Raw genomic sequence first — 12,759 nt, 5'->3', positions numbered from 1 at the left:
CCGTTACGGGAAAGTAAATGAAAATCGTTATCGAAAGGGGTACCCGGGTGCTGGACCAGTCCGACCGGAGAACGCCCGTCGTGCTGCTCGCCGGCTTCTCCGGACCTGCCATGACCGGCGTCGAGCACATCGCGGCGACACTGAGCGAGGACGCGGGCACCGTGGTCGTGCACCACGACCTCGCCGAACTGCGCGAAGGCGTCGTACGCCGCACGGTGCGCACCGCGGGCACCGTCACGACCACCGTGCTCGAGCTCGCGCACGGCTGTGTGTCGTGCACGCTGCGGGCCGATCTGCTGCCGATGCTGTGCACGCTCGCCGCCCGCGAGCAGGTGCGCCGCATCGTGCTCGCGCTCGACCCGGCCATCGAGGCCGAGGCGCTGTGCCACGCGATCGACACGGTCGAGGTCACCGGCGTCGCCGACCGGGTCGACGGGCCCGCGAGCCGGAACGTGCGGATCGAGGCCACGCTGACCTGCCTGGACGGGCAGCAGTGGCTCGCCGACGCCACGGGCGACGAGGCGCTGGCCGACCGCGGGCTCGCCGCGGCCGACGACGAGCGGACCGTCGCCCAGGTCGCTGTCGGCCAGGTCGACTTCGCCGACGCGCTGGTGGTGCTGACCGCCGGCGTCGACGCGCTCGACCGGGGACGGCTGCGCGCCGTGCTGGCGCGGATGGCGCCCGCGGCACCGGTGGCCTGGCTCGACGAACTCCCCGCCTTCGACGCGATGGAGATCGGCGCCCTGCTGACCAGGATTCCCGCCGACGCGCGCCGCGGCCGGATCTTCGGCGCCCACGCGCCGCTGCTGCGCGGTCAGCCGCCGCTGACCACCGACTGCGGTGTCGCGCTCATCGAGTTCGCCGCGCGCAGGCCGTTCCATCCGGCCCGGCTGCACGAGGCGCTCGACGTGCTGTTCGACGGTGTGGTCACCGCGCGCGGCCGGATCTGGCTGGCCACCCAGCCGGATCAGGTGGTCTGGCTGGAGTCGGCGGGCGGTGGCCTGCGGGTCGGCGGCGCCGGTCGCTGGCTGGCGGCGATGAGTGCCGAGGAGCAGGCGGACGCCGAGCCGGACCGCAGGGCGATGGCCGCGCTGCGCTGGGACGAGCGATTCGGCGATCGCGATGTGTCGCTGGTGATCCTGGCGCACGACGCCGACCCCGCCGAGATCCGCCACGCCCTGCACTGGGCGCTGGTGGAGGACGACGAGCTGCTGCTGGTCGACCGGGCGCCGGAGCGAGTCGCGTTGTGGGAGGACCCCTTCGGCGAGTGGCACGAAGACCCCTGCGCCGATTCCGCCGAGGCATCCGCCGCGGCGAGCGAGCGCATCAACCCGAGAGGAGAAACAGCATGAAGGCGGGCATCCACCCCGACTACCACCCCGTGGTGTTCGAGGATTCGAGCACCGGTAAGCGGTTCCTGACCAGGTCGACCTCGACCAGCGACCGCAGCGTCGAATGGACCGACGGCAAGACTTATCCGCTGCTGATGGTCGACGTCACCTCGGATTCGCATCCGTTCTGGACCGGCACCCATCGCAACCTCGACACCCAGGGCCGGGTCGAGAAGTTCGAGCGCAAGTACGGAAAGCGTTCGCGCGCAGGCAAGGAGGGCTGACCCGTGGCTGTCCCGAAGCGCAGGATGTCGCGTTCCAACACCCGCAGCAGGCGTTCGCAGTGGAAAGCCGCTGTTCCGCAGCTGGTTCCGGTCACCGTGGGTGGCGTCGAGTACCAGGTGCCACGTCGTATTCTTGGTGCCGTGCGACGGGGCTTGATCGATCCCTCGCGGATCTGAGTCCGCCGCACATCGGAGTTCGAGAGCTGGTTCGCCAGGGGTCAACCCGGATCGGGGATCGGGCAACGACAACGGCCTGCCGGTTTCCCGGCAGGCCGTTGCTTTTTCGCAGGTCTCAGCCTTCTTGGTCGGCCAGCTCGACCAGGGCCGCGGCCAGCTGGAAGAACTTGTTGTTGCCCAGGTCGGCGATGGACTTGATCTTCAGCGCGTCGAGCAGCTGCTTGTCGTGCGCCGCGGTGAGGCCGGCCAGGGCCGACGGCGGCGCGGCGAGGATTTCCTTCAGCGTCTTGTTCTCGAATTCCTTGTCGAGCACTTTGTCGAGCACCACATTGACGGCCATACGAACTCCTTCGAACGAACCTTGGATGTGCTGGGCGAGACGAATGCGCCCTGCGCGACGATAACCCGATGGCGGGCGGTGTGGGGGTCGAACTCGCCGTCGGTGGTCTGTTCTTCACCCCTGCTGTCCAGGGGTCTTGCTGGGCAGCGGTCCTACCTGCCCAGGGGCTCGTGGAGGGGTCCATGGCAATCGCCCGGTTAACGGTGTGACACATGCCACTTGGGGTGGATGCACCCGTAGGCTTGCTGGGCGATTGCCGAAAAGCTCATTACCGACTCTTGGTTTGTTTTGTGGCGCAAGAAAATTCCCCGACGACTGATGCGGAGTCCTTGGCGGGTATGTACTCTCGTGCGGGAGGGCGGGTTCTCCGGTAACGGAGAACCCGCTCATCGCCACTTCAGGGGTGGTTTTCGGGGCCGATCCGCCCCGATCGCGCGCATTCGGCGAACGGGGCGGGCGCCCACAAAGAATCAGACAAACCGGGCGTTAGCTGGTTACGGTCGCCGCGTGCCGACCGGCTGCCGCTTCGGCTGGGGTGCCGGCACCGCGTCGCGCCGATCCGGCGCCACCAGTACCGCGGTGATCGGTACCGTCAAACCCAGCGCGCCGAGCACGAACATCGGGAACACCAGATCGAACAGCTGCAGCCCGCTCGGCGTCCGGCTGCCCGGATCGATCGAGAACGCGAGCGCGGCGACCGCCGTGTAGTACACGGCCGCGACGCCCAGCGCGAACAGCACGGACGCCCCGACCCGCACTGCCACCACGCGGACCACCTGGGAAGCCCACAGCGTGGCCGTGCACACCGCCATCGACAGCAGCACGGCAACCCCGATGAGCCCCAGTGACTCTTCGACCTGGCCCTGCACTTCGAGCGCGTCCAGGGTCAGATAGGTCGACAGGCCGGCGCTCAGTCCCATCGTCAGCCCGCCGACGATCAGCCGCGGCAACTGCGGTGTCCGCCCGCCGATCAGCAATCCGGCCAGCACGCCGAGAACCGCGATGGCCAGCGACGCCGCGCCGAGCGCGGCGTTGTACCGCATGATGCTGTCCTGGACCCGGATACCGAGCAGCGCCACCGAATTCGCCAGCCACAGCCCGACCCCGCCGAGCGAGACCGCCGCCATCGTCAGCCAGACGAGCCGGAACCGCGCCGAGTACTTCGCATGCCGCACACAGGCGAATGCCACCAGCGCGCCGAGCCCCGACATGTCCAGCGCGAGCCAGGCGATGCCCGTGCCACGCCCGAACGTCTCGGCGCCGGTCGCGGCGAGCAGGTCAACCACGCCGGCCGGCCCCCTCGAACTGCTGCGGCTCCAGCTGGGCGATGGCGTACTCGGTCACCGCGGCCAACGCCTGCCGCACCTCGACGGCATTGCGCGCGTCGATGTCGACGATCGGGATGCCCTCGCGCACCGAGAGCGCCTCGCGCAGTTCGGCGATCGGGAAGCGCGGGGCGTTCGGGAAGCGGTTCACCGCGATCAGGAACGGCAGACCGCGCGCCTCGAAGAAGTCGACCGCGGCGAAACTGTCCTCCAGCCTGCGGGTGTCGATCAGCACCACCGCGCCGATGGCGCCGCGGATGAGGTCGTCCCACATGAACCAGAACCGCTTCTGGCCCGGGGTGCCGAACAGGTACAGCACCAGGTTGCCCGGCAGCACGATGCGGCCGAAGTCCATGGCGACGGTGGTGGTCTCCTTCTCCGGCGTCTCGGCGAGATCGTCGATGCCGTCGGAGAAGTGGGTCACCATCGCTTCGGTGCGCAGCGGAACGATCTCCGATACCGCTCCGACGAAAGTTGTCTTGCCTGCGCCGAATCCACCGGCCACGACGATCTTGGTCGACGCGACCCGCTGATCGGGGTTCGGCGGGCGCATGCCCTCAGAGGCCACGGAGTCCACGCAAAGTCCTCTCCATCAGTGATCGGCGTTCGTCGTAGCTCGCCTGCTCGGTCAGCGTCGAATGCACTCGAAGAATCCCGCCGACAACGAGATCGCCGATCATCACCCGGACCATACCCAGTGGGCGGCCAAGGTATGCAGCTATTTCTGCGACGGACAGTCTATGTGTGCCAAGACGCACTATTTCGGTGCGCAAATCCCCTGCGGGCCATTCCAGGTGCGCGGTATACGAGACCGTTTCCACGACTGCCTCGAGTGGCAGCGAGATCGCGGGCTCGGTTCGGCCGGAGGTCAGGGCGTAGGGCCTGACCCGGGTCGTCGGCCGGTTTTCTGATCCGTACGGGCTCGACATCTCACCTCAGCCGGCGGAGCGGGCGGTGGCGGTGACCGCCGAGCCCACTCGGTCGACGAGCAACGCCATCTCGTAGCCGATACGGCCGATGTCGTGGCTCTTGTTGGCCAGAACCGCCAGGTGCGAGCCGTTTCCGACACTCATCACCAGCAGGTACCCGCGCTGCATCTCCACGATCGACTGCATCACCTTGCCGCCGTCGAACAGATGCGCCGCACCCATCGACAGGCTCGCCAGGCCCGCGGTCACCGCGGCCAGCTGCTCGGCCCGGTCCGACGGCAGGTGCGGACTGGTCGCCTGCAGCAGACCGTCGGCCGAGACCAGCACCGCGTGCGAGACGCCGGGCACGTCGCGGGTGAAGCGGGCGACCAACCAGTTCAGATTCTCGTCCGTGGGATGCGCGTTGCTCATTCGAGGCCTCCGTCGTTGTACTGGATCTCGGCGCGGCCACTGCGAACGCCGCTGAGGTGTCTGGTCAAGTTGTTGCGGATCTCCTCGGGATCGCGGGCGCCTGCTTCCTCGGCGGGGGTGAGTCCGCCGGGGACCAGCTGGGCGCCCGGTTTACGGATCGGCAGCCCGCCGACGGTGCGTGAGGAAGTCGGCGGATTGCCCGCGCTGGCCGCTGCCGACCAGCCCGCGTCGCCGGGGGCACTCCATGATGCGCCGTTTCCGCCGGATTCGGCAGTGGCGGAAGCGGGTTCGACGAGCCATTCCGACACCATCCGCTGGTAGATGGGGGTCGGCGCCTCGCCGGGAACCGGTGCCAGCCGGGTGGACGACGTCGGCATCGGGTCGGCGTCGGCGACCGGCGCCGGTTCGGGCTCGGGTGCCGGCGCGGGGAGCCGCGGCGTCTGCCTGGCCGCGGCGAGCTCGGTCAGCGCGGAGGCGGGAACGCGTTGCGGCAGGCCGATGGCGCCGGCTGTGGTGCCGTTCGACGCGGTGGTGGTGGCAGGCGCGACCGGCAGATCGTCGGTGTCGTGCTCGTGCTCGGCCCACAACCCGGTCGGTTCCTCGGGTTCGGGCGAGGCGGCGGGCACCGGCTCGGCCGCGGGCGCGTTCGCCGGACGGCGTTGCGGCAGACCGGCACTGGTGAGCGGCGCCATGGACAGCTCGGACCGGTCGGCGTCCAGGCCCGGTGCGACGGGTCCCGTCGGCACCAGCGGGTTCGGTCCGGTCGGCACCAGCGGGTTCGGTCCGGTCGGCAGCGGGATGCCGATCGGACCGGTGCCGGCCGGCGGCATGATCGGGTTCGGGCCGGTGATGTCGGCCGGGGTCAGCGCGTGCGGGCCGATGGCCGATGGCGCCAGTGCGTGCGAACCGGTCGACACGATCGGGTTGGGGCCGGTCGCCGGGCCCGACGACGCGGGCGGCGGGGAGACCAGCGCGCTGGGCAGATGCACGCTCGCGGTGATGCCGGGCTGCGGCGCCTGGGCGGCGGTACGCCGCAGGCTGACGGTGATGGTGTGCCGCTTGGCGAGCCTGCCGACCACGAAAAGACCCATCCGGCGGGCGGTCTCGATGGTGACCTCACCACCGGAGGCGAGCCGGTCGTTGGTCGTCTGCAGGTCCTCGGCCGACATGCCGAGACCGCGGTCGGTGATCTCGATCAGGTAGCCGCCGTCGACCGCGCGCCCGACGATGACCGCCACCGAGGTGCTCGGCGGCGAGTAGCGCAGCGCGTTGTCGATCAGCTCGGCGAGCAGATGCTCGATGTCGACCGCGGATTCACCGGCGACCACGCCGTCGGGCACATTGCCGATCTCGACCCGCTGGTAGTCCTCCACCTGGGAGACCGCACTCCAGAGCATGTCCGACAGCGGCACCGGCGGCAGATGACCGCGGCGCAGCGCGGTGCCCGCGAGCACGAGCAGGTTGTCACCGTTGCGGCGCATGCGGGTGGCGAGGTGGTCGAGCCGGAACAGCGTCTGCAGGCGCGACGGGTTGTCCTCGTCGTGCTCGAGCTCCTCGATGAGCGCGAGCTGCTGCTCGACCAGCGACTGGCTGCGCCGCGACAGCGTCTCGAACATGTTGCCGATCTGCAGGCGCAGGCGGGCCTGATCAGCGGCCAGATTAAGCGCCTGCTCGTGGATCTCGTCGACGGCACGGGCGAGCTGACCGACCTCGTCGGTGGAATGCACGCCCACCGGTGCGATCTCGGGCGTGGCGCCGCCGCTGCGGACCACGGCCAGCTCCTCGGGCAGCTTCACGTGCGCGACCTCGAGCGCGTCGCGGCGCAGCCTGCGCACCGGGACGACGAGCGTGCGGGCGACCGCCAGCGCCAGCGCCAGGCCCGCCAGCAGCATGCCGAGCACCAGGGTGGTCTCGCGCAGCGCCGCGGTCTGCGCGTTCGCGGTGTTCGTGTCGAGCGTGCGGTCGATGTTGTCGAGCAGGGTGGCGATGCTCGACGCGTAGGTGTCGGCGCTGACCTGCAGGGTGTTGAGCACCGCGGCGTTGGTGGTGGGATCGCCGTTGTTCTGGCTGAACACGCTGATCCTGGTCTGCACCGCGTCCAGCAGCGCGGCCATGCTGCCCGCGTTCTGCGGCATGATCATGCCGTAGGTCTTGATCATGGTGGACTCGGAGCCGAGCTCGACCAGCATCTTCGCCCGCGCGCTCTGGCTGCGGCCCGCGTCGGGGGAGACGACCAGCGTGCGCTCGCGGGTGAGCACCCTTCTGGCCTGGTGCAGCGCGGTGATCTGGAGGAAGTAGCGCTGGACGACGAAGTCCTCGACCACCGGGGTCTTGGCGAGCGCGTTGCCGATCCGTTCACCGATCTCGTCGGTCTGCTCGCCGACCATCGCCGGGGAGCCGCCGCGCACGGTGTTGCGCAGGGTGGAGCCGGTGGCGGTGGCCGCGGTGAGTTCGGACGCGACGGCGGGGTCGATCTGCGCCGAGCGCAGCGCGTTCTGGACCTCGGCGAGCGACTGGTCGTAGGTGGTCAGCGCGGCGTCGGTCTGCGGGTCGGCGATCGCACCCCAGTTGGCGGTCGCCGCGATCGCGAGTTGTTCGGTCGCGGTGGCGAATTTGACGACGGGACGGATGACGGTGGCTTGCTCGGTGGCCGCGCCGAGCTGCGTCATCGTTTGCAGCTCGTTGTTGATCCGCAGCACGGCGAACGTGGTCGCCAGCATCACCGGCAGCACCAGCACCACACCGACCTTGCGCGTTACCGACCAGTTCGACAGGCTGAATTGCCAGGAGCGCGATGCAGGTTCCATCCGCGTGCGTTGCCTCTGCTTCCACGTGTGACCCCGGCCCGCGCGGGGAGGTCGCGGAGTGATGCGAGCGCAGAACCAACTGGAGGTCTTCTTTTATCGCAGGAAAGATACCGTGCTGGGTGGTCAACGGCAATCCGGGCCACTCGGTCTGTAATTCGCCGAATATGCGCTGACACAAAGACGATTCACGTGGATTTGTCAAGGGCGACAGGTTGTGCTGCCGCGCCGCTACCGATCGCGCTCCGCCACGCGGGGCGCGACCCTCTCAGTGCGTTCTCAGTCGATCACGGCAAACTGAGCACATGCGCATTCTGGTAGTCGACGACGATCGCGCCGTGCGGGAATCTCTGCGCCGGTCGCTGAGCTTCAACGGCTACACCGTCGACCTGGCGGTGGACGGCATGGACGCGTTGGAGAAAGTCACCGCGGCCAGGCCCGATGCCCTGGTTCTCGATGTGATGATGCCCAGGCTGGACGGCCTGGAAGTGTGCCGCAGGCTGCGCAGCACCGGCGACGATCTGCCGATTCTGGTTTTGACCGCGCGGGATTCGGTCTCCGAACGCGTCGCAGGCCTCGACGCGGGCGCCGATGATTATTTGCCGAAGCCTTTCGCGTTGGAGGAATTGCTGGCGCGTTTGCGCGCGTTGCTGCGCCGCCGAGCGCCCGACCCGGGCGAAGCATCGGAAGCGATGGTGTTCGCTGACTTGTCGCTGGATCCGGTGACGCGTGAGGTCTCGCGTGCCGAACGCGCCATCAGCCTCACCCGAACCGAGTTCTCGTTGCTCGAGATGTTGATGGCCAATCCGCGCCGAGTGCTCACCCGCGGGCGCATCCTCGAAGAGGTCTGGGGCTACGACTTTCCCACGTCGGGAAATGCGCTGGAGGTCTACATCGGTTATTTGCGGCGCAAGACCGAGGCCGACGGCGAGGAACGACTGATCCACACCGTGCGTGGCGTCGGCTACGTGCTGCGCGAGACTCCTCCGTAGGCGGCGAGGATGGCACCCAAGGAACCCGTGGTCGCGGTATTGCGGCGGCCGCCGGACGGCGGCGAGATGCGGCCGCCGATGCCGCTGACGCGCTCGGTGTCGCTGCGCTGGCGGGTGACGCTGCTGGCGGCGTCGGTGGTGCTCATCGCCGTCGCGGTCACCTCGATCGCGGCCTACGCGATGGTGGCGCGCGCGCTCTACGCCGACGTCGACGCCCAGCTCGAGGCGCGCGCGGCGACGATGATCAACAACAACTTCGAGACGCTCGGCTTCCAGACGATCGTGCTGGCCGGGTTGTTCTCCAACGATGTCGGCGTGGCGCTGATCTACGCCGACCACAAGCCGTACATGCCGCCGCAGCAGACGATTCCGCCGGTGGGCGCCCAGGAGCTGGCCGTCGCCGACGGCAAGTACAGCTCCTCGCTGCGCACCGTCGGTGACCAGCGGGTACTCGCGGCGCGCACAAACAGCGGCGCGACGCTGATCATCTCGCAGAAGCTCTACCGCACCAGGGAGGTGCTCGACCGGCTGGCGTGGCTGCTGTTCGTCGTCGGTGCCTGCGGCGTCGTGCTCGCCGCGGCGGCGGGCACCGCGGTGGGCCGCACCGGCCTGCGTCCGATCGCCCGGCTGACCGCGGCCACTGAGCGCGTCGCCCGCACCGACGACCTGACCCCGATCCCGGTCACCGGCGACGACGAACTGGCCAGGCTGACCGACAGTTTCAACACGATGCTGCGGGCGCTGGCCGAATCCCGCGATCGCCAGCGCAGGCTCGTCGCCGACGCGGGCCACGAACTGCGCACTCCGCTGACCTCGCTGCGCACCAATATGGAACTGCTCATCGCCTCCGGCAGGCCGGGCGCGCCCCAGCTGCCCGACGAGGACATGGCCGAGCTGCGCGCCGATGTGGTCGCCCAGATCGAGGAGCTGTCGACGCTGGTCGGCGACCTGGTCGAGCTGGCCCGCGAGGACGCGCCCGAAACCGTGTACGAGCGGGTGGATCTCGGCGAGGTTGCCGAGCGGGCGCTGGAGCGGGCCCGCCGCAGGCGCACCGGCATCACCTTCACCGCCGAACTGCGTCCCTGGTTCGTCTACGGCCACGAGGCCGGGCTGGAACGCGCGGTGCTCAACGTGCTCGACAACGCGGCCAAGTGGAGTCCCGGCGATGCCGAGGTGCGGATCACCATGCGCCCGGCCGGGCCCGGCCTGCTGGAGCTGGCGGTGGCCGATGCCGGTCCCGGCATTCCGACGGGGGAGCGCGAGCTGGTCTTCGAGCGCTTCTACCGGACGACCGCCTCGCGCTCGATGCCCGGCTCCGGGCTGGGGCTGGCGATCGTCAAGCAGGTGGTCACCAAGCATGGTGGCACGATTGCGGTCGACACCTCCGACCGCGGCGGCGCCCTGGTCCGGATCGTGTTGCCCGGTGAGGCGCCGACGGTTCCGGACGATCCCGACGCCGGATCGGTGTGATCGGCCGCGGAGTCTCGGTGAACTGACGGCGCGATCTCAGCCACCTCTCAGTACCCGTCACGAAGCTGGTCGGCAAGCGTGAGGAGACAGACACCATGACCGACGATCCCCAGCAGCGACCTGCTGACCGGCCCGCCGATCCCGGATCCGGCAGCGCGGATCATCCCGCCGAGGCCCAGCACGGGCAGCAGGCCCCGTTCCCCGGCCAGGCGCAGCCTCAGGGCCCGGCGCAGCCGTACGGTGGCGAGCAGCCGCCCTACGGCTCGGCGCAGCATTACGGCGCGCCGGAGTCACCCGGCACCGCTCCGCTGCCCGGCGTGTCGGTTTACGGCGCGCCGCACGGTCACCAGGCGCCGCCTCAGCCGCCTTTCGGGGCACAGCCCGGTCCGTTCGCCCCGGCGCCCGCACAAGCGCCGCAGCGTAGGCCGCTGCGGCTCGGCCTGGTCGCAGGCGCGACCGCGCTGGCCCTGGTCAGCGGTGGCGTCGGCGGTGTGGTCGGCGTGCTCGCTACCGGCTCGGACTCCGCGACGGTGACCAACGCGCTCGATGTCCCCAAGCCCGCGGTCAACAACGCCGTCAACGCGCCCGCGGGCTCGACGCAGGCGGTAGCTCAGCGGGTGCTGCCGAGCGTCGTGATGATCAAGGTGGCCGGTACGCGCGCCTCCGGCGAGGGCTCCGGGGTCGTGTTGTCCTCCGATGGGCTGATCCTCACCAACAACCACGTCGCTGCCGGCGCGGGCGCCTCGGCGAAGATGGAGGTGGTGTTCAGCGACGGCAGCACCGCCCCGGCGACCATGATCGGCGCCGATCCGGTCTCGGATCTCGCCGTCATCAAGGTCTCCGGCAAGAGCGGGCTCACGCCGATCGAACTCGGCACCTCCGACGGTCTCGCGGTGGGTCAGCCGGTGATCGCGATCGGTTCGCCGCTCGGCCTCGCCGGCACGGTCACCACCGGCATCGTGTCCGCGCTCAACCGCCCGGTCTCCACCAGCGGCGAGGGCACCCCGAGCCAGGTCAACCCGGTGATCGACGCGATCCAGACCGACGCGGCGATCAACCCGGGCAACTCCGGCGGCGCCCTGGTCGACGCCCAGGGCAAGCTGATCGGGATCAACACCGCCATCGCCAGCCTCGGCGGCGAAGCGGCGGGCGCGCAGAGCGGGTCGATCGGCCTCGGCTTCGCGATCCCGGTGGATCAGGCCCGCCGGGTCGCCGACGAACTGATCAAGACCGGGCACGCTACCTACGCCCAGATCGGCATCAAGCTGCGGCCGCTGGACACCGCGGCCCGGGTTCTCGAGGTCACCCCGGACGGCCCCGCCGCCAAGGCGGGCGTCCCGGCGGGCGCGATCGTCACCCGGCTCGACGACCGGCCGATCGATTCCGGCGACGCGCTGATCGCGGCGGTCCGCTCGCATCAGCCGGGCGACAAGGTGAAGCTCACCTATACCGACGAGCAGGGCGGCAACGCCAAGACCGTCGAGGTCACGCTCACCGCGGCCGCGACGGAGGGCGGCCGATGATGCGTTCGAGCGCGGCGCTGCCGACTGTAGGCGCTACGGTGATGAGCATGGACATCGATGCTCCCGTGGCAGGGCGTGCACTGGTTGTTGTCGTCGACGATCGGACGGCGCATGGCGGCGTGGATTCGTTCGGCCCGCTCGTCACCGAACTGCTCAGCGAAGCGGGCTTCCTCGTCGACGCCTCGGTGACGGTGCAGGCCGAGGAGGTCGAGATCCGCAACGCGCTCAACACCGCGGTGATCGGCGGCGTCGACCTGGTGATCTCGGTGGGCGGCACGGGGATGTCCCCGCGCGATGTCACCCCCGAGGCCACCGCACAGGTGCTCGACCGGGAACTGCCCGGCATCACCGAGGCGCTGCGCGCGTCCGGCCGGGTGGCCGGGTCGCTGGACGCGGGGCTCTCGCGCGGCGTCGCCGGTATCTCCGGCAGCACCCTCGTGGTGAACCTGCCGGGTACCCGGTCGGCGATCCGCGACGGCATGGCGACCCTCGGCCCGCTCGCGAGCCGGGTGATCGGCGAGCTCTCCGGATTGGACGAGTGAGGGCAGTGGCTACGCCGGACAGCACGTCGCCGCGGGATCCGGAGGCGGCCAGGCGCAAGGCCGCCGAGGCCGCGCGGCTGGCGCGGATCTTCGGCGATGTGCTGCCCGAGACCACCGGCGACGAACGCGGCGATGGCGGCGGGCGCTCGGATAACGATGAATGGTTACGTTCGCAGGTACCGCCGCATCACGGGTGACCGTACCGTTATCTACGTAGCTGCTACGTAATAAGTGCTCACCGAAATGCCGTTTTCGGTGTGATTGCGAACGGGTGACAATTCCTCAGGACCACGCGAAAGCGTGGTCCTTTGTCGTATAAGTGTTCGAAACCGGCCAGTAGCCAACCTGCGGTCCATCCCCGTTGACGCGGTGGGTCTCGGATGCATTTATGCACGTCAAAGCATGTGGCGATGTGCGCACCTGTGGCTGGGGTCACAATGAAATTTACGAACTCTTTCGTTGCCGGAACGATGATGCAGCGTTTAATGTTCGCCATCGAGCCATCAACTATTGGTCCCCGCAGTACCCCACTTCTATGCGTTGAACCACCCGGTGGAGCCCTGGCTCGGGTTCGTCACACCGGCCCCGGCCGTATCGTCGAAATAACAGTTGGTTACGTAACGGCAACAAA

Annotated in this window: 14 protein-coding genes; 8 read left to right on the top strand and 6 right to left on the bottom strand. The window is 69.4% G+C overall.

The window, feature by feature from the left end; translation table 11 throughout:
• Window positions 1–17 precede the first annotated feature (17 nt).
• The 3 genes from mrf to rpmF are packed head-to-tail and all read left to right on the top strand — an operon-like array spanning window position 18 to window position 1,792.
• The gene (gene mrf / locus ACFVAV_RS02125) at window positions 18–1,352 is read left to right on the top strand and encodes a ribosome hibernation factor-recruiting GTPase MRF (protein WP_379028594.1); all 1,335 of its coding nucleotides are present in this window, start codon (window positions 18–20) and stop codon (window positions 1,350–1,352) included.
• Window positions 1,349–1,615, top strand: coding sequence for a type B 50S ribosomal protein L31 (locus ACFVAV_RS02120; protein ID WP_189025868.1), 267 nt, complete (start codon window positions 1,349–1,351; stop codon window positions 1,613–1,615). Before mrf ends, ACFVAV_RS02120 begins: the two co-directional genes overlap by 4 nt.
• 3 nt (window positions 1,616–1,618) lie before the next feature.
• On the top strand, window positions 1,619–1,792 hold the full coding sequence (gene rpmF, locus ACFVAV_RS02115; protein WP_379028591.1) for a 50S ribosomal protein L32: 174 nt from the start codon (window positions 1,619–1,621) through the stop codon (window positions 1,790–1,792).
• 115 nt (window positions 1,793–1,907) lie between these two features.
• On the opposite strand, the gene ACFVAV_RS02110 is transcribed toward rpmF, so the two are convergent.
• The 6 genes from ACFVAV_RS02110 to ACFVAV_RS02085 all read right to left on the bottom strand — a co-directional run bounded on the left by ACFVAV_RS02110 (window position 1,908) and on the right by ACFVAV_RS02085 (window position 7,604).
• Complete coding sequence (locus ACFVAV_RS02110; RefSeq protein WP_379028589.1) at window positions 1,908–2,132, bottom strand: hypothetical protein; 225 nt, start codon at window positions 2,130–2,132, stop codon at window positions 1,908–1,910.
• 494 nt (window positions 2,133–2,626) lie between these two features.
• Window positions 2,627–3,418, bottom strand: a complete 792-nt coding sequence (locus tag ACFVAV_RS02105; RefSeq protein WP_379028587.1) for a hypothetical protein — start codon at window positions 3,416–3,418, stop codon at window positions 2,627–2,629.
• Window positions 3,411–4,010, bottom strand: a complete 600-nt coding sequence (locus ACFVAV_RS02100) for an ATP/GTP-binding protein (protein ID WP_189027398.1) — start codon at window positions 4,008–4,010, stop codon at window positions 3,411–3,413. The genes ACFVAV_RS02105 and ACFVAV_RS02100 overlap by 8 nt, the downstream gene beginning before the upstream one ends.
• 4 nt (window positions 4,011–4,014) lie before the next feature.
• Window positions 4,015–4,386 carry a DUF742 domain-containing protein gene (locus ACFVAV_RS02095; protein WP_189025876.1) on the bottom strand — a complete coding sequence of 124 codons (372 nt, stop codon included), beginning with the start codon at window positions 4,384–4,386 and terminating at the stop codon, window positions 4,015–4,017.
• A gap of 6 nt (window positions 4,387–4,392) precedes the next feature.
• Window positions 4,393–4,797: a roadblock/LC7 domain-containing protein gene (locus ACFVAV_RS02090; RefSeq protein WP_019049250.1), complete on the bottom strand. Its 405-nt coding sequence runs from the start codon at window positions 4,795–4,797 to the stop codon at window positions 4,393–4,395.
• Window positions 4,794–7,604, bottom strand: coding sequence for an ATP-binding protein (locus tag ACFVAV_RS02085; RefSeq protein ID WP_379028585.1), 2,811 nt, complete (start codon window positions 7,602–7,604; stop codon window positions 4,794–4,796). Before ACFVAV_RS02085 ends, ACFVAV_RS02090 begins: the two co-directional genes overlap by 4 nt.
• Window positions 7,605–7,906: 302 nt before the next feature.
• Here ACFVAV_RS02085 and ACFVAV_RS02080 point away from each other — a divergent pair, with 302 nt between their 5' ends.
• The 5 genes from ACFVAV_RS02080 to ACFVAV_RS02060 all read left to right on the top strand — a co-directional run bounded on the left by ACFVAV_RS02080 (window position 7,907) and on the right by ACFVAV_RS02060 (window position 12,325).
• Window positions 7,907–8,593 (top strand): response regulator transcription factor, encoded by a 687-nt coding sequence (locus ACFVAV_RS02080; RefSeq protein ID WP_379028583.1) that lies wholly within the window; start codon window positions 7,907–7,909, stop codon window positions 8,591–8,593.
• Window positions 8,594–8,602: 9 nt separating this feature from the next.
• Window positions 8,603–10,063 carry an ATP-binding protein gene (locus tag ACFVAV_RS02075; protein ID WP_379028581.1) on the top strand — a complete coding sequence of 487 codons (1,461 nt, stop codon included), beginning with the start codon at window positions 8,603–8,605 and terminating at the stop codon, window positions 10,061–10,063.
• Between the two features lie 95 nt (window positions 10,064–10,158).
• Window positions 10,159–11,586, top strand: a complete 1,428-nt coding sequence (locus ACFVAV_RS02070; RefSeq protein ID WP_379028579.1) for a trypsin-like peptidase domain-containing protein — start codon at window positions 10,159–10,161, stop codon at window positions 11,584–11,586.
• A gap of 47 nt (window positions 11,587–11,633) precedes the next feature.
• Window positions 11,634–12,128 carry a molybdenum cofactor biosynthesis protein B gene (locus ACFVAV_RS02065; protein ID WP_379028577.1) on the top strand — a complete coding sequence of 165 codons (495 nt, stop codon included), beginning with the start codon at window positions 11,634–11,636 and terminating at the stop codon, window positions 12,126–12,128.
• A 5-nt stretch (window positions 12,129–12,133) separates the two neighbouring features.
• Entirely contained in the window at window positions 12,134–12,325 is a 192-nt protein-coding gene (locus ACFVAV_RS02060; RefSeq protein WP_379028575.1) for a hypothetical protein, read from the top strand.
• Window positions 12,326–12,759: the final 434 nt, after the last annotated feature.

The organism is Nocardia sp. NPDC057663 (assembly GCF_042799895.1).
Lineage (GTDB): Bacteria > Actinomycetota > Actinomycetes > Mycobacteriales > Mycobacteriaceae > Nocardia.
The sequence above is the reverse complement of the archived record's forward strand: the minus strand, read 5'-3'. Positions and strand labels throughout refer to the sequence as shown.